At 66.8% G+C, this 364-nt stretch carries 1 protein-coding gene; it reads right to left on the minus strand.

Features of this window, described 5'->3' with window-relative positions:
• Nucleotides 1–364 (minus strand): DNA cytosine methyltransferase (locus IG178_RS24635; protein WP_193215228.1); only part of this gene is annotated, 364 nt, incomplete at both ends.

The raw sequence follows: 364 nt of genomic DNA on the forward strand, positions 1-364 counted from the left end.
TGAGAACCCCTGCGCCCTCGAGCCTTCGGATCCCCTCCGCTTCCGTAGTTGGAGATGACGGTGAATTCCTCTCCGCGCTGCAGAACCTTGCCCATGGTCTTGTAGGGCAACAGGCCGTGGAGGTCATCGGGGGCCAGGTCGAGTTTCCGGAAGCGCTTGTGGGTGGGACGAGGCAACGCCGGGGCACGGTCACGGCGGGCGACCAGGATGGCACGTCGACGGGTCTGCGGGACCCCGTATTCCTCGGCGTTCAGGACCCCGGTGGCGACCTCGTACCCGATCTCGTTCAGGGCCTGACCGATCGCGACCCAGACGGGGAGGACGGCTGGCACCTGCTCCAGCATGATGGCGTCGTACGGCGTGC

Origin of the sequence: Neoluteolibacter marinus, assembly GCF_014904755.1 — a bacterium.
GTDB lineage: Bacteria > Verrucomicrobiota > Verrucomicrobiia > Verrucomicrobiales > Akkermansiaceae > Haloferula > Haloferula marina.